The 24145-nt window shown below is 72.4% G+C and carries 21 protein-coding genes; 12 read left to right on the top strand and 9 right to left on the bottom strand.

All coding sequences use genetic code 11. The features are described 5' to 3' along the window. Positions 1-94: 94 nt before the first annotated feature. Complete coding sequence (locus tag AMOR_RS23325) at positions 95-1231, top strand: flavin-containing monooxygenase (RefSeq protein ID WP_248362592.1); 1137 nt, start codon at positions 95-97, stop codon at positions 1229-1231. Between the two features lie 12 nt (positions 1232-1243). Here the strand turns inward: AMOR_RS23325 and AMOR_RS23320 are convergent, their stop codons facing one another. After that, entirely contained in the window at positions 1244-4387 is a 3144-nt protein-coding gene (locus AMOR_RS23320) for an ATP-binding protein (protein ID WP_248354666.1), read from the bottom strand. A gap of 164 nt (positions 4388-4551) precedes the next feature. Here AMOR_RS23320 and AMOR_RS23315 point away from each other — a divergent pair, with 164 nt between their 5' ends. The 3 genes from AMOR_RS23315 (at position 4552) to AMOR_RS23305 (ending at position 5798) form a co-directional block, all read left to right on the top strand. Continuing rightward, a complete protein-coding gene (locus AMOR_RS23315) occupies positions 4552-5103 on the top strand; it encodes a 2'-5' RNA ligase family protein (RefSeq protein ID WP_248354664.1) in 552 nt (183 codons plus the stop codon). 78 nt (positions 5104-5181) lie between these two features. Further along, positions 5182-5421: a DUF4177 domain-containing protein gene (locus AMOR_RS23310; RefSeq protein WP_248354662.1), complete on the top strand. Its 240-nt coding sequence runs from the start codon at positions 5182-5184 to the stop codon at positions 5419-5421. Between the two features lie 32 nt (positions 5422-5453). Continuing rightward, a complete protein-coding gene (locus AMOR_RS23305) occupies positions 5454-5798 on the top strand; it encodes a hypothetical protein (protein ID WP_248354660.1) in 345 nt (114 codons plus the stop codon). A gap of 551 nt (positions 5799-6349) precedes the next feature. Here AMOR_RS23305 and AMOR_RS23300 read toward each other — a convergent pair. Continuing rightward, complete coding sequence (locus AMOR_RS23300) at positions 6350-7564, bottom strand: esterase/lipase family protein (RefSeq protein WP_248354658.1); 1215 nt, start codon at positions 7562-7564, stop codon at positions 6350-6352. A 32-nt stretch (positions 7565-7596) separates the two neighbouring features. Then, complete coding sequence (locus AMOR_RS23295; RefSeq protein ID WP_248354655.1) at positions 7597-8514, bottom strand: PLP-dependent cysteine synthase family protein; 918 nt, start codon at positions 8512-8514, stop codon at positions 7597-7599. A gap of 267 nt (positions 8515-8781) precedes the next feature. On the opposite strand from AMOR_RS23295, the gene AMOR_RS23290 reads away from it, so the two are divergent. Further along, the gene (locus tag AMOR_RS23290) at positions 8782-10605 is read left to right on the top strand and encodes an AMP-dependent synthetase/ligase (RefSeq protein WP_248354654.1); all 1824 of its coding nucleotides are present in this window, start codon (positions 8782-8784) and stop codon (positions 10603-10605) included. An 84-nt stretch (positions 10606-10689) separates the two neighbouring features. On the opposite strand, the gene AMOR_RS23285 is transcribed toward AMOR_RS23290, so the two are convergent. Both AMOR_RS23285 and AMOR_RS23280 read right to left on the bottom strand, forming a co-directional pair. After that, entirely contained in the window at positions 10690-11247 is a 558-nt protein-coding gene (locus AMOR_RS23285; protein WP_248354652.1) for a class I SAM-dependent methyltransferase, read from the bottom strand. Between the two features lie 126 nt (positions 11248-11373). Beyond that, positions 11374-11742, bottom strand: a complete 369-nt coding sequence (locus AMOR_RS23280; protein WP_248354650.1) for a molecular chaperone DnaJ — start codon at positions 11740-11742, stop codon at positions 11374-11376. A 323-nt stretch (positions 11743-12065) separates the two neighbouring features. Between AMOR_RS23280 and AMOR_RS23275 the strand changes: the two genes are divergently transcribed. Continuing rightward, the gene (locus tag AMOR_RS23275; RefSeq protein ID WP_248354648.1) at positions 12066-13286 is read left to right on the top strand and encodes a hypothetical protein; all 1221 of its coding nucleotides are present in this window, start codon (positions 12066-12068) and stop codon (positions 13284-13286) included. A gap of 36 nt (positions 13287-13322) precedes the next feature. Here AMOR_RS23275 and AMOR_RS23270 read toward each other — a convergent pair whose 3' ends face one another. Continuing rightward, positions 13323-14402, bottom strand: a complete 1080-nt coding sequence (locus AMOR_RS23270) for a hypothetical protein (RefSeq protein ID WP_248354646.1) — start codon at positions 14400-14402, stop codon at positions 13323-13325. Between the two features lie 591 nt (positions 14403-14993). Between AMOR_RS23270 and AMOR_RS23265 the strand changes: the two genes are divergently transcribed. Next, a complete protein-coding gene (locus tag AMOR_RS23265) occupies positions 14994-15971 on the top strand; it encodes a DUF5996 family protein (protein WP_248354644.1) in 978 nt (325 codons plus the stop codon). Between the two features lie 8 nt (positions 15972-15979). Here the strand turns inward: AMOR_RS23265 and AMOR_RS23260 are convergent, their stop codons facing one another. After that, positions 15980-16369 (bottom strand): thioredoxin family protein, encoded by a 390-nt coding sequence (locus tag AMOR_RS23260; RefSeq protein ID WP_248354642.1) that lies wholly within the window; start codon positions 16367-16369, stop codon positions 15980-15982. Between the two features lie 305 nt (positions 16370-16674). Here AMOR_RS23260 and AMOR_RS23255 point away from each other — a divergent pair, with 305 nt between their 5' ends. Further along, a complete protein-coding gene (locus AMOR_RS23255; RefSeq protein ID WP_248354640.1) occupies positions 16675-16890 on the top strand; it encodes a hypothetical protein in 216 nt (71 codons plus the stop codon). 26 nt (positions 16891-16916) lie between these two features. On the opposite strand, the gene AMOR_RS23250 is transcribed toward AMOR_RS23255, so the two are convergent. Together AMOR_RS23250 and AMOR_RS23245 are read right to left on the bottom strand one after the other, a co-directional pair. Next, positions 16917-18365 carry an alpha-amylase family glycosyl hydrolase gene (locus AMOR_RS23250; RefSeq protein WP_248354638.1) on the bottom strand — a complete coding sequence of 483 codons (1449 nt, stop codon included), beginning with the start codon at positions 18363-18365 and terminating at the stop codon, positions 16917-16919. Between the two features lie 79 nt (positions 18366-18444). Next, positions 18445-18831: a DUF488 domain-containing protein gene (locus AMOR_RS23245; protein WP_248354636.1), complete on the bottom strand. Its 387-nt coding sequence runs from the start codon at positions 18829-18831 to the stop codon at positions 18445-18447. A 111-nt stretch (positions 18832-18942) separates the two neighbouring features. Between AMOR_RS23245 and AMOR_RS23240 the strand changes: the two genes are divergently transcribed. The 4 genes from AMOR_RS23240 to AMOR_RS23225 all read left to right on the top strand — a co-directional run bounded on the left by AMOR_RS23240 (position 18943) and on the right by AMOR_RS23225 (position 24139). Beyond that, the gene (locus tag AMOR_RS23240) at positions 18943-19689 is read left to right on the top strand and encodes a DUF1223 domain-containing protein (RefSeq protein WP_248354634.1); all 747 of its coding nucleotides are present in this window, start codon (positions 18943-18945) and stop codon (positions 19687-19689) included. A 132-nt stretch (positions 19690-19821) separates the two neighbouring features. Further along, a complete protein-coding gene (locus AMOR_RS23235; RefSeq protein WP_248354632.1) occupies positions 19822-21246 on the top strand; it encodes a hypothetical protein in 1425 nt (474 codons plus the stop codon). Further along, positions 21243-22568 (top strand): cation:proton antiporter, encoded by a 1326-nt coding sequence (locus AMOR_RS23230; protein WP_248354630.1) that lies wholly within the window; start codon positions 21243-21245, stop codon positions 22566-22568. Before AMOR_RS23235 ends, AMOR_RS23230 begins: the two co-directional genes overlap by 4 nt. Positions 22569-22837: 269 nt before the next feature. Next, positions 22838-24139, top strand: coding sequence for a cysteine rich repeat-containing protein (locus AMOR_RS23225; protein WP_248354628.1), 1302 nt, complete (start codon positions 22838-22840; stop codon positions 24137-24139). Positions 24140-24145: the final 6 nt, after the last annotated feature.

Genomic DNA, 24145 nt, shown 5'->3' with positions numbered 1-24145 from the left:
TGGAAGGCCAGCGATGCGACGCCGGCGCGAAGCCGGACGCCGCGTTACGTCCTGGCGGCCAGGCAACCTTTGGAGCGATCGAGGAGTGAGCGTCATGCATGAGCCGGAGCGTGTTCACGCCGTCGTCATCGGAGGTGGCCAGGCTGGCCTCTCGGTCGGCTACCAGCTCGCCCAGCGCGGGGTGGGTTTCGTGATCCTCGACGCCCACGAGCGGATCGGCGATGCCTGGCGGCAGCGCTGGGACTCGCTCCGGCTGTTCAGCCCCGCCCGCTTCGACGGGCTCGCCGGGATGCCCTTCCCCGCCCCGGCGAACGCGTTTCCCACGAAGGACGAGATGGCCGACTACCTCGAGGCCTACGCCGCCCGGTTCGACCTGCCCGTCCGGACGGGCGTCCGGGTCGACGGGCTCTCGAGGCGCGGCGGCCGCTATCTCGTGACCGCAGGTGACCGGTCATTCGAGGCCGAGCAGGTCATCGTGGCGATGTCGAGCTACCAGAGCGGCCGGGTGCCCGCCTTCGCGAGCGAGCTCGTCCCCGGGATCACACAGCTGCACTCGAAGGATTACCGGAACCCGTCCCAGCTGCGGGACGGAGCCGTGCTGGTGGTGGGCGCCGGCAACTCGGGGGCGGAGATCGCGCTCGAGGTCGCGCGCAGCGGCCACCCGACCTGGGTCTCGGGGCGGGACGTCGGGCAGATCCCGTTCCGCATCGGGGGGCTCGCGGCGCGGCTCTTCCTGGCGCGCCTGGTCTTCCGGCTCGTCTTCCACCGGCTGCTGACCCTGAGGACGCCGCTCGGCCGCAAGGCGCACCTGAAGCAGGGCGAGCGAGGCGTGCCGCTCATCCGCACGAAGGCCGAGCACCTCGCAGCGGCCGGGATCCGGCGTGCCCCCCGGGTGGTGGGCGTCCGGGACGGGCTCCCGCTGCTCGAGGGCGGTCGCCCGCTCCCGGTGGCGAACGTGATCTGGTGCACCGGGTTCCATCCCGGGTTCTCCTGGATCGACCTGCCGATCTTCGGCGACGACGGCGCGCCCAGGCACGAGCGCGGCGTGGTCGCCGAGGAGCCGGGCCTCTACTTCGTGGGCCTCCACTTCCTGTACGCGCTGTCGTCGGCGATGGTCCACGGCGTCGGCAGAGACGCGGAGTACGTGGCGGAGATCGTCGCCGCCCGGGCACGCGCCCCTCGCCTCGCCGGAGGCGCGACGCCCTCGCTGCCGGCCGCCGTCGGCGCGTGACGGGAAGCGCGGTCACGGCTTCCACGAGCAGAACACCCCCGTCTTCACGTGGAGCTCGAGGTGCCGCGCCAGCGCCGGGTCGACCTCCGCGACGCGCGTCAGCACGTCGCGGATCCGGCGCTGCACGTTGACGCGCGCCCGCTCGGAGATCGAGCTCGCTCGCCGGTCTCGGCCCCCGAGCCCGACCGCGCGCGCGAGCTCGCTCGCGAGCACGTCGCGCTCGTGCTCGAGGCGGGCGACGCCCTCCCGGTCTCCCCGTTCCTCGGCGTCCTCGAGCGCGTCCTTCAGCTGCTCGAGACGACGCCGGTACGCGGCCTTCGCACGCGCGTCGAGCAGCTCGCCGGCGTCTCCTGGACCATCCACCGCGAGCCCCGACGCGCGCAGCTCGGCCACGCCCGACGCGTCCGCCTGAGCCGCGGCGAGGGTTACGAGGTCGCCCACGTGGAGCTCGCGCCCCGGGTCGCGCAGGAGGGCGGCGAGATAGTGGAGGCCCTTGCTGTCGCGGAGCCGTGCCTGTCGCCCCCCGTGGCTCAGCGTCCAGAACTCGCCATCCTGGTGGAGCCTGGGCGGCGGCTCGGCCTCCGGGGCGCGCGCCGGCGCGCCGGGGCCGAGCGCTTCCAGGGCCCGACGGGCGCGGTCCTCGAGCAACCCGAAGCCGCAGTGCCGGCACAGCGCGACCGCCTCGCGGAGGTGCGCGGCCGCCTGGTCGCGGTCACCGAGTCGCTCGGCGAGGCAGCCGAGATGATACGCGACGGGCCCATCGCACACGAGCAGCCCCACGTTGACGGCGTTCCGCGCGCCGAACGGGAGGAGCCGCTCGTACATGCTCCGCAGCACCTCGGCGTCGCCGAGACGCAGGCAGATCGGCAGCGCCAACCCGAGCAGCGCGGGCCCGAGCGCGGAGAGCGCGGCGAGCGGGCCCTCCGGCGCGAAGCGAGACAGCTCGCACCTCGCCTCCTCGAGCCGGCCCTGGTCGGCGAGAGCCGCCGCGCGCCGGATGGGGGACGACCACGCGCCCATGGGGTCGGGCGCGAGCAGGGCCTCCATCCTCGCGAGCGCCGCGCTCGCCTCGTCGGTGTCGCCGCGAAGCCTCGCGCGCGCGTGCCGGTTCGCCTCCAGGACGGCGAGGCCACGCTGGTCGTCGACCCGGTGCACGAGCTCGCACACCTCCCGCTCGGCGCGCGCGACCTCCTCCTCGTCGCCGCGGAGCGTCGCCCACAGCAACCGCGTGGAGGCGGCCCGCAGCTGGTGCTGCGGCACGCGTGTCGCGTCGGCCAGCTCGCGCTGGATCCGCAGCTGCACCTCGACCGCACCGGGATCGCCCTCCTCGACGGCGAGCAGCGCGAGGCGACCGTGCGCCTGCACCGCGAGGATCCGATCGCCGATGGCGGCGGCGAGCGATGCCAGCTCGCGATCGAGCCCCAGGCGCTCGTCGAGGTCCTGCGCGGGCGTGAACGCGCCGCGCGCCGTGGAGAGCACCTGCGCGAGTACCCGCGGATCCCCGACGGCGCGGGCCTGCGCGATGGCCTCGCGGGCGAGCGCCAGCGGCCGCTCGGCGTGGAGGGTGGGCATCATCGCGGCCGCGAGGCGGGCTGTCACCTGGGCGCGGAGGGCCTCGCTCCCCGGTCCGAGCCGCAGCGCCGCCTCGAGCAGCTCGACGAGCCGCGGGTCGACGCCCCCCGACATGAACTCCGCGCCGCGCGCGAGCGCGGCGCGGGCGAAGATCTCGGGTCGCCCTGCGCGCCCGGCGAGCACGGCTGCGCGCTCGCAGGTGTCCCGTCCCGCCCTGCCCTGCCCCATCCGCACCTGCGAGACGCCGAGCCGCCACAGCAGCTCGGCCCGGCGCGCGTCGTCCGCGCTCCCGGCGTGGTCGAGCGCGGCCAGCGCTCGTTCGAGGTGCCTGGCGGCGTCGTCGAACGCGAAGAGCTCCATCGCGCGGACCGCCGCGCGCGACGAGACCTCCGCCGCCTCTTCCCAGGAGCCGGCCGGCGCGCCCTCGAAGCAGTGGTGCGCCAGCTCGGCGAGGTGCGCGTCGAGCTCGGATGCCGGGAGGCGCTTCAGGACGCCGGCGCACCTGGCGTGCAGCTCGACGCGGCGGGCGGCGGTGAGCGCCTGGTACAGCGCCTCGCGGACGAGGACGTGCGCGAAGCGCACCGGGCTCGACGGCAGGGCCTGCGGTGCGAGGACCCCTGCGCTCACGCCTTCGGCCAGCGCCGCCAGCACCCGCTCCATCGGCCGGTCACACACCCGCTGGAGCCACGCGAGCGGGCACTCCCGGCCGAGCACGGCCGCGGCGTCGAGCACCTCGCGCAGGTCCGGCGAGATCCGGACGAGGCGCTCCTCGACCGTCTCGCGGATGCTGTCCGGCAGGGTGAACCCGGGGAGCAACGCCGCCTGCCCGCGCGAGGCGAGGAGCTGCGACAGCGCGTCGACGAAGAGCGGGTTCCCCTCGGTGGCCGAGAAGACCGCCTCCGCGAGGGCGGGCGACGCCGTGGCGCCCAGGACGTCCTCGAGCCATCGCGCGACGGCCGGGAGGTCGAGCGGCCCGAGCGGCCGGGCCGAGCCCTCGCGCGCGAGCCTCGCCAGGAGCGCGGACACCCGCGGCGCGCGGCGCGCCTCGATCTCGCGGTAGGTGCCGAGCACCAGCACGCGGAGGTCGCGCAGCTCGCGGGCGATGCGCTGGAGGAGGTCGAGGGAGGCGAGGTCGCACGCGTGGAGGTCGTCGAACACGAGCACGAGCGGATCGTCGATGGAGAGACGGCCGAGCAGCGCGACCACGGACTCGCCGAGCCGCAGCGACGCGAGCTCCGGGTCGTCCGGCCGCGGCGCCTGCCCACCGAGGAGCGGCGCGAGGTCGGAGCCGCGCGGGTCCTCGTCGACGAAGCTCGCGCCGGCCCGGGTCTGCGCGCAGGCCCTCAGGATCTGCATCCAGGGCCAGCACGCCGGTGCGCCCTCGACCTCCCAGGCGCGACCCCACACGACGCGAGCGCCGCGCCGGCGCGCGTCCTCCGCGAGCTCCTCGGCGAGCCGGGTCTTCCCGATGCCGGGCTCACCCGAGAGCAGGAAGGTGCTGCCGTGCCCGGCGATGGCGCGCTCGAGGGCGGCCTCGAGATCGGCGAGCTCGCGAGAGCGCCCGAGCAGCGCGCGAAGGCTCATCGACCTCGTACATGTCTCGGGCGCTCCGCCCCGTCGACCCCAAGGTGCGCCTCCGACCGCGCGCCCCGCTCGGGGCCGGCTGGCCGCGCGAGCCGCGAGCTCCCGTCGCGCGGCGGGTGGCCGACGCCGGTGGTCGACCGCATCTCCATCGGCGAAGGCCTGCCATGGCCACCACGCCCCAGAGCGCGCTCGTGCTCATTCCACCTCCGGACGTGTGGCCGCCGATCCAGGCCATCCGGCGGGTGCACGACCGGCAGGTCCGCCGCTGGATGCCACACGTCACGCTGCTCTATCCGTTCGTGCATCGAGCCGCGCTCGAGCAGGCGACCCCCGCGGCGCGAGCGGCGCTCGGGGCGATCCCGCCGTTCGAGGTCTCGCTCGGGCGGTTCGAGGTATTTCCGCATCGCGGCGGCACGTTCACGGTCTGGCTCGCGCCCGAGCCGAAGGAGGCGCTCGTCGCGCTGCATGCGGCGCTCGTGCGAGCGTTCCCGCGGTGCGACGACGGGAACCGCTTCGCCGGCGGGTTCACGCCGCACCTGAGCGTCGGGCAGGCGCGCGGGCCGGAAGCCTTGGACGAATTCCAGCGGGAGCTCGGAGGCTGGATGCCGGTCGTGTTCTCGGCGCGACACGTGACGATCATCGTGCGCGACCCACCACCGCACGACGTGTTCCGGACGTTCGCCGAGGCTCGGCTCGGCGAACCGCAGGGAGATTGAGCGCAGATGCTCGCGGGCAGGGCGGCCGCCCCGGCGCTATTCATCAACCGGGTCCGCACGGACACGAGGAGTCACGCGATGAATCGCCAGTCTGCTTTTCCCGAGCAACCCCAGAGGGCGAGCGGCGCCCACGTCCAGCCGCCGGTCGTCTACGTCGAGCCCACGTGGGAGTACAAGCACGTCGCCCGTGATCTCGAGAAGGAGGCCGCGCCCGACGAGGCCGAGCTGAACGCGCTCGGTGCGGACGGATGGGAGCTGGCCGGGGTCCTGGCCCATGGCAACGCGGCGCACTTCTACTTCAAGCGCCAGAAGGAGTGACGAGCTCGCCCTCGTCGCGAAGGAGCGTTCGGATGAGCCTCCACGAAACCTTCAATCGGTCGGCCTTCTCGCAGTTCATCAACGGCCCGACGGGCCGGATCTTCCGCCTGGTCGCCGGCACGGGATTCCTCGTCTTCGGCTACGCGTATCGGGGTCATGCGCTCGGCCTCCTGTCCATGGCGTGGAGCGTCCTCCCGTTGAGCGCCGGAGCGTTCGACGTCTGCTACATCAGCGCCGCGCTGGGCGGCCCCTTCTCAGGCGCGAGGATCCGGGGGCTGACGCGTGGTGGGGGCCCACGGAGCGCGCGGAGCAGCGATGAAGCATCGCTCGCCCGAGCGCCGGGCAGCGGCGCGCATGACCATCCCGCCGCGCGGTAGGTCACGCGGGCGTCGACCGATCGATCAGCCGGACGGTCCGCTCACGCCGCTTCCGGTGTCCACGCGTGGTAGGCGCGCGACAGCGCCCACCGCGACACCTCCCTGGCTCCACGCTGGACGGAGGTGTGGCCGTCGGTGCACTGAGCCGGGATGACGATGCGTCTCCGGATCGATCGAGCACCGGAGACGCATCGCCCGCGTCGGGCCCATTCGTGGACCATGGCCGCGCGGCGCTCTGCGTTGAGCGCCAGGGAGCATGATCAGGTGAAGAAGTTGAAGCCCGCGACGAGCATGACGGCGAGAACGAGGCCCACGCCGACCGTGAGCTTCGTCTGCAGGCTCCACGTGCGCCAGCCATTGCTGTCTGCCATGTTCGACTCCGTTCGGCGCAGTCTTCCGGCCGTTCCCAGCACCATGTTCCCTTTTCACGCGCGGCGATAGGCCCCGCGGTCGAGAGGCCGTCCGAACCCGCGCTTCGAGTCACGGCTCCCACGATGGCAGCGCTGCGCCCCACGGGCCGTTCGCGCGCGCTGCACCATGTCAGTCCGCGATCACGACGAGAGCCACGACCGGATCTTCTCGTACACCTCGGCCCGGCTGAGCAGGTCGAGGTGACCCATGCCGTGAGCGATCCACTGGTTTGCGTCCGGGATCTCGAGCGTCAGCTCCGGCTTCGCGTGCCGGCCGAGCGCGCTGTCCACCGGTACCAGGCCGTCACCCGGGAGCTTGCCGCCCGCCTCGGACGCCCTCGTCGCGGCGATCGCGTAGCATCGCACGCCGTCGGGGAGCTTCAGCTGGCGGCGGTGATCATGGGCCCGAGCGAAGCGGTCGCGCCCTTGCCAGTGCTCGTCCAGCACGTTGCCGAAGCGCATGTCCGTGACGCCGGCGCTGCGGATCTTGCCGAGCCGCGCGAGCGGAGCGCTGTACCGGCTGACGCCGAGGAGCACGTCGACCCAGTGACCCCCGCGCTCGAGCGGTGCGCCGTGGTGAGGCGAGCCGAGGCAGACCAGCTTGCGCAGCTTCCGGCGCCAGCCGTGGCCCGCGGCCTCGCCGAAGTGGCAAGCGCTCCGCGCCACCAGCCCGCCCATGCTGTGAGCGAGGATCACCAGCTCGTCGAGCGGCGCGGGCCACTCGGCGACGAGCCTCTCGAGCATCGCGGCGAGCGCGCGGCCGTTCGTCGAGATGTGCAAGCCGCTGTTGTAGTGGAGGTAGACGGGCGTGAAACCCAGGTCGCGCGCCAGCGCGCCGCCGTGGTCGTGTCCCAGCCGACTCCATTGCCGATCGCCGAGGCAGGACCCGTGCACCAGGACGAGCAGCTTGCCGCCCGCGTGCGGGAAGGCTGCGCGCAGCGCCCGCTCCTCGAGCTCCAGGGGATGGCCGTCGTGGCGCAGCCGCATCTCGATCGCGAGCGGATTGCCGCTCTCGGCCAGGTAGTCGCCGAGCACGCCATTCAGCGCAGCGAGCACCGCTTCGCGCTCGATCCCGGGCACGCTCTCGCCGAGCAGCGGCGCGACGAGCGGGGCGAGCTGCCCGAGGGCGCGGTCGATGCCGGCGCCCACCATCCGCGTCACGCCCCGGACGCTCCTGTAGATCGGCCCGGTGAGGAGGCGAGTGGGGCCCATGAGCGGGCGGCCCAGGATGGCGGGCCCAGCGCCGATGTTGTGGTGCATCGCCTCGACCAGGTCGACCACGCTCCTGGTCGCCTCGATGGCGAGGCGGGTCGCGCCTCGCAGGTCGTCGAGCGGGTTGCGCGTCTTCTTCGTCAACGGGACAGGCTCACCACGAACGGTTCTCGCGATCAGACCCGGAACAGCCCCGTCGACAGGTACTTGTCGCCGCGATCCGGCAGGATCGTGACGATGGTGGCGCCGTCGACCTCGCCGGCCAGCACGCGCGCAGCCCAGAGCGCCGCGCCGCTGCTCATCCCGGCAAAGATGCCTTCCTCGAGGGCGAGCCGGCGCGCGAGGTCGAACGCGTCCTCGGACTCCACCATGATGTGGCGGTCGATCTTCGCAGGGTCGTAGATCGCCGGGACGATCGCCTCCTCCAGGTTCTTGAGCCCCTGGATGTAGTGGCCGCGGACCGGGTGCGCGCTCACGATCTTCACCTTCGGCAGGCGTTCCTTCAGCGCGAGCCCGACGCCCATGAGCGTGCCGCTCGTCCCGAGCGACGAGACGAAGTAGTCCACCTCGCCGCGGGTCTGCTCCAGGATCTCGACCGCCGTCCCCTCGTAGTGCGCGAGCTGGTTGTACTCGTTCGAGAACTGATCCGGCATGAAGTAGCGGTCCGGGAAGTCCTTCACGAGCTGCCTCGCCTTGAGGATCGCCCCGTCGGTCCCGAGCTTCGGGTCCGTGAGCGTCACCTTGGCGCCGAACGCCTGGATCATCATCCGGCGCTCGATCGACACGGCCTCGCTCATCACGATCTCGACGGGGTAGCGCTTCACCGCCCCGATCATCGCGAGCCCGATCCCGGTGTTGCCGCTCGTGGGCTCGAGGATGGTCTTGCCGGGAGTGAGCGTCCCCTCGCGCTCCGCCTGCTCGATCATCTTGAGCGCAATCCGGTCCTTGATGCTGCCGGTCGGGTTGAAACCCTCCAGCTTCGCGAAGAGGCGCACGCGTGGATTCGGGTTGAGCCGCTCGATTCGCACCATCGGCGTCTTGCCGACGAGCTCGAGGATGTTGTCGACAGGCCCGGGGAATGAAGAGTTCGTCATCTGCCCTCCGTAGGCGCGCAGTGTACCGCCGGAGCGGAGGACGCCGGGCGCGGCGAAGCGCCGAGTCGCGAGAGGGTGCGCCGGGACCGCGCCGCCGCCGCGGCGTGGGCGCGTTCTGGCGCGGGAGCTCGACCCGGGAGAGACTGGGGTTGCATCCCCCCACTCGGAGGTGCTCCAAGCAGACGCGGGGCCCGGCGTCGCTCGCTCCGGTGCCGGCGATACGATGCGTCGAACCGCCAGCACGCGCGCGCCACGGGGGGTGAGGTCATGGGCAAGGACCACCTGGCGTTCATGATCCGCGACAGCGCTCGCGCCCACGGCGCGAAGACCGCCATGCGCTACAAGGACGGCGGCGCCTGGCATTCGATCTCGTACGCCGAGCTGGGTGAGAAGGTCCAGGCGGTGGCGAAGGCCCTGCTGGAGTCCGGCATCCAGGAAGGCGACATGGTCGGGATCTTCGCCCGGAACGCGCCGGAGTGGGCCATCGCGGACTTCGGGATCCTGAGCGCGAGGGCCGTGGCGGTCCCCATCTACGCGACGAACACCACCAGGCAGGCCGAGTACATCGCGCGCGACGCAGGGCTGAAGCTCGTCTTCGTCGGCGATCAGGTCCAGTACGACAAGGTCATGTCCTTCAGGGCCGGCACCCCGCAGCTGCGGAGGGTGATCGCCCTCGACCGGACGACGAAGCTCTCGGGCGACGGCGCCCTCCATTTCGACGACTTCGTCCGCATGGGGGCAGCCTCGACCCGCGACGCCGAGGTGGAGCGACGCCTCGACGCGGCGACCAGCGACGACGTCGCCACGGTCATCTACACCTCGGGAACCACCGGCGATCCGAAGGGCGCCGTCCTGACCCACGCCAACCTCTTCCACCAGTTCCGGGCCATCGACGAGCGCTTCGAGGTGGGCTCCGAGGACAGGAGCATCTGCTTCCTCCCCTTGAGTCACACCTACGAGCGGACCTGGTCCTACTACGTGTTCCGGTGCGGCGCGGAGAACGACTACCTCGCGGATCCGAAGGACGTCGTCACCTACATGCCCGAGGTCAGGCCGACCGCCATGGTGAGCGTCCCGCGCCTCTACGAGAAGATCTGCGCGACCGTCCTCGACCGCATCGGGAAGGCGTCCGCGCCGAGGCGAGCGCTCTTCCGGTGGGCCATGGGCGTCGGCAGGGAGTACCAGTACCGCGAGAAGGAGAAGCGGCGGATCGGCCCGCTGCTGGCGCTGCAGCACCGCGCCGCCGACGCGCTGGTGCTCTCCAAGATCCGGGACGTCGTGGGCGGCGAGAAGAACTTCTTCTCCTGCGGCGGCGCCCCGCTCTCGAAGGACGTGGAGGAGTTCTTCTTCGCCGCCGGCCTCCTCATCTGCCAGGGTTATGGTCTGACCGAGACCTCCCCCATGCTGACCTGCAACGCGCCCGGCGCGTTCAAGTTCGGAACCGTCGGCCGCCCCATCCTCGGCTGCGAGATCAAGATCGCGGACAGCGGCGAGATCCTCGCCCGGGGCGGCAACGTCATGAAGGGCTATTACAACAAGCCGGCCGAGACGGCGGCGAGCTTCGAGGACGGCTGGTTCAAGACCGGGGACGTGGGCGCGATCGACGAGGACGGGTACCTGCACATCACCGACCGCATCAAGGACCTCATCATCACCTCGCACGGCAAGAACGTCGCCCCCCAGCACATCGAGGCCATGTTCGGCAGCGACCCCTACGTCGAGCAGGTCGCGATCCTCGGCGACAAGCGCAACTACGTGAGCGCGCTCGTCGTCCCGTCCTTCCCGGCGCTGGAGCAGCACGCCAGGGAGCACGGCATCGCCTTCGCGTCGCGGGAAGAGCTCGTCACGCGGCCGGAGATCGTCGCGCTCTACGAGGGGCGCATCCGGGCCCTCTGCAAGGACCTCGCCGGCTACGAGCAGATCAAGCGGTTCACGCTCGTGCCCGGGGAGTTCACGCAGGAGGGCGGCGAGCTGACCCCCACCCTCAAGATCAAGCGCCGCTTCGTCGAGCAGAAGTACCGGGCCGTCATCGACGCGATGTACGCAGCCCCGTCGGCGGCCGCCGCGGGGACCAGCATCCGCTCGGCCTGACCGCGAGAACCGCTCGTGGTGAGCCCGTCGAACCACGAACGGGCGCGACGAGCCGCCCTTCGGCAGGCTCGGGGAGCGGCGTGCTCATGCAGCGGCGAGCACCGCGGTCAGGCTCCGCGCGATGGGCGGCCCGGGCTCGCGGCGGAAGCCCGCCCGCTCGGCGGCGGCGAGCGTCGCCTCGAAATCCGCGCGCTTCACGTGCCCGGCAGGCTCGGCCACGAGGACCTTGCCGCTTGGTGCGAGGGCCGCGCGGATCTCGGCGAAGAACCGGGCGGCGTCCGGCAGCTCATGGACGAGCGCGAACGCGAGGACGAAGCTCACGGCGCCGCGGAGGTCCTCCACGCCGAGAGAGTCCCGCGCCGCGACGCGCGTCACGACCCGCGCGCCGAGCCCGGCGCGGTCGGCCCGGCGCCGCAGCCCCGCGAGCATGCGCGGCTGAAGGTCGACCGCGAACACGCGGCCGGCAGGCCCGACCCGCCGCGCCAGCTCCAGCGTGAAGAATCCCATTCCAGGACCGGGCTCGAGGACGGTCATCCCCTCCCGCACGTGAGGCGCCAGGATCCGGGCAGGGTCCTGGAAGAGCTTCCGCACGGGGCTCGCAAGGAGCCATCCGAGCCACCACGGGCACACGCGGGTGCTCATGCTTCCCTCCTCACCGCCCACCATCGCGCCGGGCCATCATGCGCCGATTGCGAGACCGTGAAGAACCCTGAAGCGCGCCCCGCGGTGCCCATCATCGCTCCCCGCCGTAGCGGGAGCCGTGGGGGCTCACCCCGCCGGCCGAGCCTGCTTGCGAACCTTCTTGATGAAGGTCTTCGTGCACCGTCCGTGCGTGCTCTCGTGGTTCACGATCTCGGCGATGAGGCGCGTCTTCGCGTCCGCGGCCAGTACCGTGGAGGCATTCACCTCCTGGGCGAGCTGCAGCCCTTCCGACGTCGCGGGCCCCCTCGGCCCCGTGGACACCGTGACCGCCGGGCGGTGGTGCGATGGCTTCGTCTTGGTGACGTCGTGGAACCCGGACGACGCCTCGGCGCGTCGCCCGGACCCGTGGCAGCTGGGACAGGTGGCGGAGCTGCCGCCGAACGCGTTGCCGACGCGCCCGTCCCCGCCGCATACGCGGCAGGTCTCACCTTCCATGGGATCCTCCGAATGTCGCCCCCGCACGGACCAGCCGGTTCACTCGCATGCGAAGACCGTAGCATGCTGGTCGATCCGACGCCGGGCGGGGGCCGAACCTGCTGCCTTGCCCCTCCCCCACGCACGCTCGCGTGGCTGCCGGGGAGAGTGGTCGCCCTTCGCGCACTCCTCGGCCGCTGCGGCTTCGCGCCGCGCCCCACGCGCTTCCGATTGCTCGCGCTCTCTCCGGAGGCACCTTCAAGACCTCGCTACGTCCCGGACCGACCGATGGCCGCATCGTTCCCGCCATCGCGGCCACCCGGCGAGCTGAACGGGGACGAGGCATGCACCGCGACCGAAAGAGTCGACACGCGCTCACTTTTCGTGAATACCGGAGCCTGCTCGGGGTCCTTGCCCTGGCGGCATGGGGCTGCACGACGGTCCAGCAGGGGGGCACGCAGCGCACGGCGCTGATGGAGGCCAGCGGCACCAGGTTGACCGTCGCCGACCTGCGAGCGATGAGCAACCTCCTCGCCGTGAGCGTGCCGGGGACGATCGAGGCAGCGGCGGACGAGATCGGAGCCCGGAGCCCGGACGCCGCGACGAGGCGCCGCGCCGTCCTCTGGAAGGTCGAGGTGATCCCCGCCTTCTACCAGGCCCTCTTCTACTCGGACAGCCTGGCCGCCGCGCTCGACGCGTGGTCCCTCTCCATCCAGCTCGAGCAGGCCGTGAGCACCGGCGCGTGGCGGGACCGGCTCGGCACGATGCAGCCCGCCGCGGTCGAGGCGACTCACAGGGTTCGCATGCAGATCGAGGCCACCGTGAAGGCCACCGCCAGGACCACGGAGGGCTTCGACCGCGCACGCGTCGTCGTGGAGCGGTGGGCGGGGAACAATCCCGTGGTCGGCCCGATCTCCTCCCGGCCCTCCATCATCCCCGAGCTGGTCCGGCTGGCCGAGGGCGGGCTGGACATCAGCGTGTTCCAGGTGATGGCCAACATCCCCGCAACGGTCGCCGACCTCGCCACGAGGATGGACATCTACGCGGCGTACCTGCCCAAGGCCGCGCGGTGGCAGGCCGAGCTGATGGCCGACGACTTCGCGGGCGGCGCGGAGATGCAGCGCGCGCTCGCCACCCTCGCGTCCGTCGAGAGGCTCACGGAGCGGACGAATGCGCTCCTCTCGCCCGCGGGGCTCCGTGGCGCGCTCGACGACGCCAGCGCCCGGGTCCGCGCCGAGCGCATCGCCGCGCTCGCCTCGATCGACGGGCAGCGCGTCGAGACGCTGGCCTACTTGACGCGCGAGCGCGTCGCCGCCGTCGCCGACCTCGACCACCAGCGCGAGGCCATGGCGCGGCAGGTCGACGAGCTCCGCGGGAAGGTCTCGTCCGACGCGGACGAGCTCGCGGGCCGCGTCATTCGCCGGGCGACGCTGGCGGTCGCGCTGCTGCTCGTGCTCGCCGCGGCGCTGGCGCTGGCCGTCATCCGCCTCGGCCAGCGGTCTCGACGAGGAGGTCCGCGGACCTCCGAGGAAACGTCGAGCGCGCCGCCGATCGTCCCGCCGTGAACCCCCTCCGCGGCAGCCCGCTCGGCGGCGCGTGGATCACTGCCAGTAGTAGCGAAGGCCCAGCGTCGTCACGTACGTGCTGAAGCTCACGTTGACATCCGGGGTGACAGCGAACCTCCGGCCGATGACCTGGATGCCCGCCGCCAGGTCCTTGCGTCCCGTGTAGAAGATTCCGCCGCCGACGTCGGTCACGTGCTGGAGGCCAGTCCCGCTGAAGGGCGCCGTCCAGTTGATCTGCGCCATCAGTCCGATCGGTACGGACGAGATCGCCCGGAAGTCGAAGTCCGCCGCGCCGCCGAGGAACATGGCCTGCCCGTCGAAGGTGCTCCCGGTCTTGGTCTGGGTCGCGCGGACGTACCCGGCGTTGCCGGTGATCCCGAGCGACGAGAACGGGGCCCAGCTCACGGAGACCGCCGGCTGGACGGTGGCCACGTTGGTCGACCCGAACAGCTCGCCCGTATTGACGGTGCACCCCTGACCCCCGGACGCCTTGCACCGATTGACGATGTCCGCGATGCCCGTCCCGATGGTGAGCGACAGGTTCGGTGTGGAGCCGGCGTCGACCAGGAACGCGAGGCGCAACGAGTCTCCCAGCGGCATGCTCGCCGTGAGCCCCAGGGACGCTCCCACCTGCGCCGTCGTCCCGATGACCAGGGCGGACTTTCCCGTGATCCCGGAGTAGATGATTTCCGTGAGGGTGAACCGCGCCGAGAAGTAGTGGAAGAAGGCGTACTCGTAGGCCAGGACCCCACCGACCCCCGCGTAATCGAAGGTGCCGCTGTAGACCTGATCGCCCACCTGCAGGGTCCCGGTGGTGTTCCCGGCGGCGACGACCAGGTAGGAGGCGAGGCTGGTGGTCGTGAAGGGCTGGGAGACGACCGCGGTGGGCATGAAGCGGTGGCCGTTCAAGGTCCGCCCCACCGGCGGACTCGCCGGCTCCGCGCCGGCGACCGGCTGCGCCGCGGCCGGCGTTGCGGGCTCGGCGGCCGGAGCTGCAGGCTCGGCGGCCGGAGCTGCAGGCTCCGTGGCCTGAGCTGCGGCCAGGGTCGGGTGAGCGGCCAGCGCCACCATGAACAGGGCGGCGAGTGCGAAACGGGCGGTACCGGTTCGTCGCATCGGAGCTCCTCGTCGGCCGCGCGGCCGACAGCCGAAAGACGCACTACAGGTGCTACGGCAACGCAACGGTCGCGGGACCGTCGATGCTCCGCAGAGTAACTCCCGCTGGGAGTTGCCGCGGCGTCACCGAGGTGGCTCCAGCGAGATGGGAGGGGGTCCCAAACCGCGCAGCCGGACGGACGCGAACGCACGGGCCGGGCGGCACGGCCTTGGCTCGGGCTCCAACACCCTGAGTGATCGCTCGCTCTCGGGATGGCGCTCTGAACGGACGGTTACGCTCCGGCGCTGTACGCCGGGCGCGCTGTCGCAGCCACACGGGTCAGCTCCCAGCACGCTCTGCCGCCTTGGCGGCACCGCGGGGACGGCGACGGCGAGCCGCCATCACCGATCGGGGACCTCGCTGCGATCACCGGGCGCCGCCGCAGGGTGCAGCCGTCCGACCTCCAGCCTCTCCGCCGGCGCCGGTGCGGACGCCATCTTCGAGGCCGTGAGGCGCGCGGGCGCATCAGCGGCGCTGCGGCCGCCGCCACGCTAGGGATCGCGGGGCGTCCACGCGGTCGCCGAGCCCTCACCGCAATCTCGGAGATCCACATGCAGCCTGAACACGCGCCGGGACCGTGGCCTGAACTGCCGCTCGAGCCGTGGCGAGCGACGCGCGACGCCCTCCACATGTGGACGCAGATCATCGGCAAGACGATGCTCGCGCGCTGCTTCCCGCAGAACCACTGGTGGCACACCGCGCTTCGCGTGTCGGCGCGCGGGCTCGCGACTCCCGCGCCGCTGTGTGATGGAGCGCGGGCGCTGGACGTCGAGCTCGACCTGGTCGATCACCAGCTCGTCATCCGGTGCGACGGACGGTCGATGGCGATGCCGCTCGGGCCGCGCAGCGTCCACTCGTTTTACGACGAGTACCTGGCGATGCTCCGGGCGCTCGGGGTCGAGGTCCACATCTGGCCGATGCCCGTGGAGGTCGCGCACCCGGTCCGTTTCGACGCGGACGACGCGGTCCGCGAGTACGACCCCGCGGCGGCGCACCGATTCTGGCAAGTCCTCCGGCGCTGCGACGCCACGCTGAGGGACCTCGCCGGCTCGTACGTCGGGAAGCAGAGCCCGGTTCAGTTCTTCTGGGGCAGCTTCGATCTCGCCTACACGCGCTTCTCCGGCCGGCGCGCACCGGAGCGGCCGGGGCAGGACCCGGTGACGCGCGAGGCGTACTCGCACGAGGTGATCTCGTTCGGCTTCTGGCCGGGGGGCGTGACGCAGACCGGCGTGGAGGTCGCGGAGCCCGTGCTGTACGCCTATGCCGCGCCGGAACCCGCCGGCTTCCGTGATGCACCGGTGCAGCCGTCCGCGGCCCATTACGACCTGCGGCTGGCCGAATTCATCCTGCCCTACGAGGCGGTACGCACGACCCGCGATCCCGCCGCCGAGGTGCGCGCGTTCAGCGAGGACGTGTACGACGCGGGGGCGACGCTCGGCAGATGGGATCGGGCGGCACTCGAACGCCCTCCGCGATACGTGGCGGAGCGCGGGGGTGCCCACCCCGATGTCCATCCGGCGAATCCCTGATTCGCGCGCTACTTGGGCGGAGCCGCCGCGACGACGCCGAGCATCGCCTCGACGCCCGCCTTGAGCGCGGTCCGCTTGACGTCCTCCCCGGCGAGCCGTTCCCCCTTCTCCTTGCCGTCCCGGAGGAAGACGACGGTCGGGCTCGCGGTGACGCCGAGCTTCGCCGCGAGGCCCGCGTTCGCCTGCCGGTCGACCTTCACGAAGCGGACCTTGCCGGAGAACTTCTCCGCGACTGCGCCGAAGCGGGGGTTGAGCGCCTCGGACGCGCTCGACTCGGCGCCGTGGAAGTGGACCACGACGGGCAGCGCCGCGGCGAGGACCTCCTTCTCCCAGTCGGCCTCCGCGACCTCCTGGACGTGCTTCGCCTCGACGGCCTTGACGGCCGGATCCTCGTTCACGGGAAGTCTCACATTGAATCGATTCGCCATTCGACGGGGTCCTTTCGGCGCACGTGCAGCGGGCTCCGGCGCCGTCGGGCGCGCAGCCGGCTCGTCGTGGCACGAGGGGTGGTGCGGGTGATCGCCGTGTCGCTCACGGCGGCGTACGGGCCGGCGAGCCTCGCCGGCGACTTCACTCATACACCCGCGCGCGCCCCGGCGCTCGTCACAAGCGCGCCGGCGGCATTTCGGGGGCCCCTCCGTGTGCCGCCGCGCGATGCGCGCTAGAACACAGGTCCACCACGAACGCAGGACCGAGGCGGTCGATGAGCTTCAAGGATCTCGAGAAGAAGAACGCAGCGCCGCATGTGGACACGCCGGCCCAGGCCGAGGCGAGGGCTGCGGCCGCCGCCGACCTGAAGGCGAAGACCGACGCGAAGGCGGCCCGGAACGCCGCGCAGCGCGACGCGAAGTCGAAGCACGAGCCCGCGAAGGCCGGCGCCGCTGCCCACGAGCCGAAGGGCGCCCCGACGCAGAAGTAGCTCGCCTCCGGGTTCGGATCGGCACGTCACGAGCGATGGCGCGAGCTGCCGGCTCTGCCATCCGATGTGCAGGACCCGCCGCGGCTCACCACCGGCCGGCCCACGAGGATGAGCGCCTCCTTCTCGCCCACGTCTACCTCGAGCGAGCGCGGGCCGGCGCGCCGGACCGGGACGTCGCGCTCCGCGATGGCGTCCCACGACGGCAACGGCCCTCCCGGTGAGACGTCGAGGCGGAGCCGCGCGGCACCTCCGAAGTTGAGCACCACGAGGGCGCGCCCAGCCGGACCGGCGTCGCGGAGGAACGCGAACGCGGCCGGCTGACCGGGCACGGCGACGCGGCGGTACGAGCCGCGCCGCAGCGCGGGCAGCTCCTCGCGGAGCACGGCGAGCCGGCGGTACAGCGGGCGGAGCCCGTGCGCGTCCACCCAGGAGATGGGCGGGCCTTCCTCGTAGGGCTCGAACTCCGCCCCGACCTCGTCGCCCGTGTAGACGACGGCGATGCCCGGCAGCGCGTGCATGAGCACCGCCGCGACGCGCGTCGTCGCGAGGCCGTGCCGCGTGACGAACCTCTCCCCCGTGTCGTTGTTGTTGAGGAAGCGCGCCACGCGGTACATGGGGGTCGCGTGAGAGGAGAGCGCGGCGTCGAGCGCGCGGCCGATCCGGGAAGGATCGTCGAAGACCTTCTCCCACGCCCACTTGCCGAGCTCACCGGTCCAGTCGTACGCCGCGTCGAAGCCGCTCCGGACGTAGAACGGATCGCGCGCGCTCGCCTCCGCGAGGAGGAAGATCCCGGGCTTCACGCGCGCGAGGTGGCGGTGCAGCTCGGCCCAGAAGCCAGGCGCGCGCTGGCGGATCCCCCAGGCCGCGTCCACGCGGAACCCGTCCACGTCGTACTCGCGGACCCAGTACGTGAACGCGTCCTCCATCATCTGGCGGACCGTGGCGTTCCGGTAGTCGAGGTTCGCGAGGTGCTTCCAGTCGAAGTAGTGCCTCACGTTCCCCCGTGCGTCGCGGTCGTACCAGCCCCAGTAGGGCGAGGCGCGACCGCGCGCCTCGGCGTCGCGATAATGCGGATGCCCCACCGACGTGTGGTTCGGGACGAAGTCGAGCAGGATGCGGATGCCGCGCGCGTGCGCCTCGCGGACCAGGGTGCGGAGGTCCTCGGGCGTACCGAAGTCCGCGCGGACGGCGAAGTAGTCCGTGATCGCGTAGCTCACGTCGCCCGGATCGTCGGTCGGGTTGATGGGCGCGAGCCAGAGCGCGTCCACGCCGAGCTCGCGGAGATCGTCGAGCCGTTCGGTGACCGCCTTCAGGGGGTGGGGGCCGAAGCGTGGCGGGATGACGCCGTAGACGACGGCGCTCCGATACCAGTCCGGGTCCTTCGGGACGTCGGCTTCCGCCCGGAAGGCAGCGGTGCCGAGGAGCGCCAGGACGGCGGCGAGGCGGGCGAGGCGGGCGAGCGGACGGGACCGCATCCCCGCATCAACGCGCTTCGCGCGGCGGGTGTTCCGGCGTCGTCGATCGGCCGATCGGCGGTGCCGAAGGTCCGCGCGGTCACCCCATCCTCGCCCCGCGCGCCGCGAGCAGCTCGCGCAACACCGAGCGGTGGCAGCGCGCCTCGTCCTCGCAGTAGCACCCGACCGAGAAGCTCGCCGTATGCGAGAGGGCAGCGAGGAGGTCGAGGGTGCGGCTCGCCGTGGGGTCGGCCATCTCTGCGCGGAACCTCTTCGCGAACACCGCCCACTCCCGCTCGGTCTGCGCCGTCCTGCCGAGCTTCATCGTCTCCACGCTCGGCGCGAGGTTCGGATACCAGACGTCGTACCAGTCCTCCGAGGCGAAGCGCGCCGCCGGCACGCCACGCGGCGGACGGCGCACCGTACCGATGCGCAGGCCCTCGCCGGGGGCGCGGGGATTCCCGAGGCGAACGATGAGAACCGTCATGACTTCCCCTTGCCTACCTGGCAGGCGACATCGAAGCTGGCTTCGACGATGGCACGTAACGCGAGCCGCTGCCGCGTATACAACACCAGCGGCCCTCGGGAGACCCGTCCCGTGTCACGTCTGCTCGTCCCACTCCTCCTCCTCACCGCCGCGAGCCGCGGCTCCCCTGCCCTCGCACCCGCGGTCCCGAACGAGGCCGTGGTGCTCGTCGAGCTCTTCACCTCGGAGGGGTGCTCGTCCTGCCCACCCGCAGACGCGCTCCTCGCGGAGCTCGCAGACGAGCGCGCATCGGGGTCGCGCATCGTCGCGCTGTCGGAGCACGTCGACTACTGGGACGGTCCCGACTGGCGGGACCGGTTCTCGTCACCGGTCTTCACGCAGCGGCAGCAGGCCTACGCGCGCCGGCTCGGGCTCTCCTCGGTCTACACCCCGCAGCTCGTGGTGGCGGGCCGAACCGACGTGCTCGGGAGCGACCGGCGCGCGGCGCGGGCCGCGATCGCCCTGGCGGCCCGGGAGCCGTCCGGGCGCGTCGCCGCCCGGATCGTTTCCGCTGCTGCCGCGAAGCTGTCCCTCAGGGTCGACGCGACCTGGTCGGGCAGCGTGCCCGCCGACGTCCTCGTCGCCGTCGTGCAGGACCGCGCGACGACGCGTGTGGCGGGCGGCGAGAACGCCGGCCGCACCATCGAGCACGTGGCGGTCGCACGGTCGCTCACGGCGGTCGGCAGCGGGGCGGGGGCCTTCTCGGGGTCGGTGACGCTCGCGCTCCCGGACGCGAACCGCGCCGGTCACGTGGTGGTGTTCGTGCAGGAACGCGAGGGCGGCCCGGTGCTCGGAGCGTCGACCGTCCTTCTCCCATGAGCCTTGGGTGGGCAGCGCCTCGAGCGCGCCCTCTCCGCGGCGCGCACCAGGTGGTCCCGCTCCCCACAGACCCTCGACGCCTGCTTGCTCGCCTGTAGGGCGAGCACGACTCGCGCGGTACCTTGGCCCCGAATGGATCCTCGTCCCCTCTCCGGGCGCTCGCGCGGGCGTCGCTGGTCCCGTCTACGCCCCCGCGCCGCCGCTTTCGTCCTGGCGCTGCCCGCGGCGGCGAACGCGGTCACGGAGAGCTCGGCCGGGCACGTCGCCCCGCCCGAGCGGCCCGAGCTGATGATCAAGACGATCCTCGGCCTGCTCGCCGTCGTCGCGCTCGCGTACCTCGGCGGCCACGCCCGGGTGCGCAGATGGGAGGAGAAGCTTCGCGTCTCCCAGGTCATCACCGCGGGCTTTCCGTTCGTGCTGCTCGGCCTCGCCGCCCGGCACCCTGCGGTCGGCATCGTGACCGAGCCGGTGCTCGGTCAGATGAGCACGGGGCTCGCGGTCGCGCTCGGCTGGATCGGGCTCGTCGCGGGCTTCCGCTTCGACGCACGGCTCGTCAGCGGCGTCCCCGCGGGGGCCGCGCGCGTGGTCGCGCTCGCCACGTCGATGCCCTTCGCCTTCGTCGTCGGCCTCGCCGGGCTCGCGCTGCTCTCGCTGGCGGGCGGCCTCTCGAGCGAGGCGGTGCGCGACCCGGCGTTCCTCCGCGACGCGCTCATCCTCGGCACCGCCGGAGCGATGACCGCGAACACGAGCGCGCGGCTGGTGCGGCCCACCGAGTCTGCCGAGATCCTCTCGCGAACGATCCGCGTCGAGGAGCTCGCTGGCGTGGCCGGCCTCGCGTTCGTCGCGGCGTATTTCCGTCCGCTCTCCGAGGGCGCCTGGCGCCTCCCCGGCACCGCGTGGCTCCTGCTGACCCTCGGCGTCGGCGTCGCCGTGGGCATCGTGACCCACGCGATGCTGGAGTGGACGAAGCACGGGCGAGCCGAGTTCGTCGTCCTCGCCCTCGGGTCGGTCAGCTTCGCAGCGGGCGTCGCCGGCTCGCTGCACCTCTCGCCGCTCGTGGTGACCTTCATCGCCGGCGTCTTCCTCGCGAACTTCCCCGGCACGTACCACACCCGGCTGGGCGCGGCGCTTCGCCGGTTCGAGCGGCCCGCGTACCTCGTGTCCCTCTTCGCGATCGGCGCCCTCTGGGACGTCCGCGACTGGCGCGGGTGGCTCCTCGCGCCCGTGTTCATGGCGACGCGGCTCGTGGGCAAGCGCGTCGGCGCGAACCTCGCCGCGCGGGCGCCGGAGCTGCGCCTCGGCCCCGCGGAGCGAGAGGCGCTCGCCGTCTCGCCGATGGGGCCGCTCGCCATCGCGATCGTGGTGAACGCGCAGCTCCTCAATCCGGGAGGCTCCATCTCGCTGATCGCGTCGGCCGTGATCGGCGGGGCCATCCTCACCGAGGTGGTGGTGCAGCTCGTGACCCATGGAAAGCTCGCGACGCTGGAGCGCCGCCGCGGGCCCCGCGCGTCGTCCGGGGATGGCGGCGACGATCCGTCGCGGGAGGTGGTCGGTTGAACCTCGTCATGCTGCTCGTGCTGGCCGGCCTCATGCACGCGACGCGCTCGTTCGGCAGCGCCGGCGCGGGGAGCGCCTCGACCCTGCTCGCCCTCGGCTACGTGCTCGTCTCGGCGTTCTTCGCGGGCGGGCTGTTCAAGCAGCTGCGGCTCCCGCGGCTGACCGGCTACATCGTCTCGGGCGTCGTGGCGGGCCCGATGGTGCTCGGGCTCCTCTCCCGGGACATGGTCGCGAGCCTCGAGCTCGTGAACGGGATCGCCATCGCGATGATCGCGCTCACGGCCGGGAACGAGATCGAGCTTCGCTCGATCCGGCCGTTGCTGCGATCCATCGGCGGGATCACGATCCTCGGCGTCCTCGGGACCACCGTGCTCCTCGCCGCCGCGGTCTGGTTCCTCCGGCCGCTCCTCCCGTTCATGCGGGACCTCCCCGCCGCCCAGGCCGTCGCGGTGTCGGCCGTCCTCGGGGTGGTCCTGGTCGCCCAGTCACCGGCGGTCGTGGTCGCGCTCCGGGACGAGCTGCGCGCCGACGGCGTGGTGATGCGCACCGCGCTCGCCGTCGTCGTCCTCGGCGATCTCCTCGTGGTCGCGCTCTTCCCAGTCGCGTCCACCCTCGCGAAGGCGACGTTCGGCGCCGGCGCGAACGTGGCGCACACCGCCCGGCTGCTCGCCTGGGAGATCTTCGGATCCCTCGGCGCCGGCGCCGTGGTCGGCGTCGTCCTGGCGGTGTACCTCCGGAAGGTGAAGGGTGCCGCCTCGATGTTCCTCCTCCTCGTGGCGGTGGTCGTCGCCGAGGTGGGGAAGCGCCTTCATTTCGATACGCTGCTCGTGGCGCTCGCCGCCGGGGTCATCGTCCGCAACGTGACGCGCGTGGGCGACGCGCTCCACCACGAGATCCAGCCTTCCTCCCTTCCGGTCTCGATCGTGTTCTTCGCGGTCGCCGGCGCGAGCCTGCACCTCGACGTCCTCGCGGTCGTGTGGCTCCCCGCGACGCTGCTCGTGATCGTGCGCGCGGCCGGGCTGCTGCTGGGCTCGCGGGTCGGAGCGCTTCTCGCCGGCGCGCCCCGCCCGGTGCAGCGCTGGGCGGGCGTCGGGCTCCTCCCGCAGGCCGGCCTCGCGCTCGGGCTCGCGGCGCTCTTCGCGAACGCGTTCCCGGAGTTCGGCGCAGCGGCGAGCGCGCTCCTGATCGGCGTGGTCACGCTCAACGAGCTGCTCGCGCCGGCGGCGTTCCGGCTCGCGTTGATCCGGACCGGCGAGGTCGGGCAGCGCGGCGCCGCGGACGCGGCCGTCGACGACGCGCCCGTGGAGCTCGCGATCCACTGACGGTCGAGGCCGCGTCGCGAGCGCCTGCCCCCACACGTCGGGAGCAGCGTGAGCGCTGCGTGCGGGCGCCGACCGCCGCTCCAGGCGCGGGCGCCGGCCGACGCCGACCTGCCACTACCCTCGAGTACGGGTTCGGACGAGCGAGTCCCGACGCGAGCCGATCTGCCGCGCTCGCCCGGGGGTCTCCGTCAGGCGATGCCAGCCCCCGGTCATCGCCCTCGCCCGATGCTGCTAACGTGGTGCGCACCTGAACGGAAGGCGGGCCGCTCATGCCGCGATCACTGATCGTCGCTGCCGCCGTCGCCGCCGAGCTCCTGGGCGTCCCCTCCGCGCGAGCCGAGTACCCCTGCGCCGACGACGTGAAGCAGTTCTGTGCGGAGGTCCGGCCTGGCGGCGGCCGCGTCCACAACTGCCTCCGTGAGAACGCTGCGAAGCTCTCGCCCGCGTGCGGCGCCAGGCTCGCCGCCACCGAGGAAAGGATCCGGAGCCGTCTCGAGCGATTCGGCGTGGCCTGCCGGCGGGACATCGGTCGGCTCTGCGGCGCGGTCAAGCCGGGCGGCGGCCGCCTCCTCGCATGTCTCTTCAGGAACCAGGATCGGCTCTCGAGCGCCTGCGAGGAAGAGGTCGAGAGCATCCAGGAGGCGCGGGAGAAGGTCACCGCGGTGCGGGAAGCGTGCAGGGCGGACGTCGAGCGGCTGTGCAGCGACGTGCCGTCCGAGGCCGGCCTGCTGGTGGACTGCCTGAAGGCGAACGAGGGCCAGCTGTCCAGGTCCTGCCGTTCCGTCGATCCCGGCCTCACGAGCGCGGCGGCGGAGCTGATCGACGCGGTCGAGGCGATGTCGGGCCAGGAGCGGACGCGGGAAGCCCTGGAGATCCTCCAGGGCGTCGACACGATCGCCTTCTCGCGGAGCCAGGTGCTGTTCCAGGTCGACAGCTATCAGGGGCTGGGGGGGCGCGGGAACGCCAACCGGCTGCTGTTCAACCCTCAGCTCGTCTTCGGCGACCGGAGCCAGTTCGCGCTCCAGCTGAAGGCGCCGGTCCTCGCGGTCTATCCCGGCGCGGTGGGGGGCTCTGCCCAGACCGGGCTGGGCGACGTCACGACGTCGCTCGCGTGGGCCTTCTCCGGGAGCCGGCGGTCCCACCAGTACCTCTCGCTCGGGCTCCAGTGGCACACGGCCGCGCGGCCCGCCCTCGGCGGCACCTGGGCCGTGACGCCCGCCTATGCGACCTCCTTCGGGCTCGCGCGATGGCTCTCGCTCACCGGGCAGCTCGCCTGGGCCCGCTCGTTCGCCGAGGACGGCAACCAGAAGCTGAACCTGCTGGTGCTCGAGCCCGTGATCGTCGCCAATCTCCCCGGCCGGTCGTTCCTGGTGCTCGACACCAGGCTCGGATGGAACCTCGTCGACGATTCGTTCGTGCCGGTGATGAAGGGAGTCGTCGGCATCTTCACCGACCGGCAGAAGTCCCTGTCCATCTCCGCCTGGTATCAGGCTGCACTCTCGAGCGCTGCGAAGGCTCAGTTCTTCGAATGGGCGGTCGGGTCCGGCCTCGCGTACTTCTTCGACTGGTGACCTCGC

Origin of the sequence: Anaeromyxobacter oryzae (assembly GCF_023169945.1) — a bacterium.
In the GTDB taxonomy this organism is placed as follows: domain Bacteria; phylum Myxococcota; class Myxococcia; order Myxococcales; family Anaeromyxobacteraceae; genus Anaeromyxobacter; species Anaeromyxobacter oryzae.
Note: the sequence above shows the minus strand (reverse complement) of the source record. Positions and strands in the feature narration are given on the sequence as shown.